1 rRNA gene is annotated in these 1492 nt (G+C 43.9%); it reads left to right on the top strand.

The features are described 5' to 3' along the window. Positions 1 to 1492 (top strand): 23S ribosomal RNA (locus C1746_RS21800); the annotation flags it as partial.

Below are 1492 nucleotides of genomic sequence, written 5' to 3'. Positions count from 1 at the left end.
GAGTATTTGGTGGATGCCTTGGGTCTGAAAGTCGATGAAGGACGCGATTACCTGCGATAAGCTTCATGGAGTTGGAAATAAACTATGATACGGAGATTTCCGAATGGGGTAACCTAACTGAGCAAACCTCAGTTGCATTTTGATGAATCCATAGTCAAATTAGCGAGACACGTTGCGAATTGAAACATCTTAGTAGCAACAGGAAAAGAAAATAAATAATGATTTCGTCAGTAGTGGCGAGCGAAAGCGAAAGAGCCCAAACCTGTAAAAAGGGGTTGTAGGACATCTTACATTGAGTTACAAAATTTTATGATAGTAGAAGAAGTTGGAAAGCTTCAACATAGAAGGTGATATTCCTGTATACGAAATCATAAAATCTCATAGATGTATCCTGAGTAGGGCGGGGCACGTGAAACCCTGTCTGAATCTGCCGGGACCACCCGGTAAGGCTAAATACTAATCAGACACCGATAGTGAACTAGTACCGTGAGGGAAAGGTGAAAAGAACCCCGAGAGGGGAGTGAAATAGATTCTGAAACCATTTACTTACAAGTAGTCAGAGCACGTTAAAGTGTGATGGCGTACATCTTGCAGTATGGGCCGGCGAGTTATGTTAATATGCAAGGTTAAGCAGAAAAAAGCGGAGCCGTAGGGAAACCGAGTCTGAATAGGGCGACTTTAGTATATTGGCATATACCCGAAACCAGGTGATCTATCCATGAGCAGGTTGAAGCTTAGGTAAAACTAAGTGGAGGACCGAACCGTAGTACGCTAAAAAGTGCCCGGATGACTTGTGGATAGCGGTGAAATTCCAATCGAACCTGGAGATAGCTGGTTCTCTTCGAAATAGCTTTAGGGCTAGCGTATAGTATTGTTTAATGGGGGTAGAGCACTGAATGTGGAATGGCGGCATCTAGCTGTACTGACTATAATCAAACTCCGAATACCATTAAAATTAAGCTATGCAGTCGGAACGTGGGTGATAACGTCCACGCTCGCGAGGGAAACAACCCAGATCGTCAGCTAAGGTCCCAAAATTGTGTTAAGTGAGAAAGGTTGTGAGATTTCATAAACAACTAGGAAGTTGGCTTAGAAGCAGCCACCTTTTAAAGAGTGCGTAATTGCTCACTAGTCAAGAGATCTTGCGCCAATAATGTAACGGGACTCAAACACAATACCGAAGCTACGGGCACATTATGTGCGTTAGGAGAGCGTTTTAATTTCGTTGAAGTCAGACCGTGAGGACTGGTGGAGAGATTAAAAGTGAGAATGCCGGCATGAGTAACGATTCGAAGTGAGAATCTTCGACGCCTATTGGGAAAGGTTTCCTGGGCAAGGTTCGTCCACCCAGGGTTAGTCAGGGCCTAAGATGAGGCAGAAATGCATAGTCGATGGACAACAGGTTAATATTCCTGTACTTGGTAAAAGAATGATGGAGTGACGAAAAAGGATAGTTCTACCACTTACTGGATTGTGGGGTAAGCAACAAGAG

It is taken from the genome of Euzebya tangerina (genome assembly GCF_003074135.1).
GTDB lineage: Bacteria > Actinomycetota > Nitriliruptoria > Euzebyales > Euzebyaceae > Euzebya > Euzebya tangerina.
Note: the sequence above shows the minus strand (reverse complement) of the source record. Positions and strands in the feature narration are given on the sequence as shown.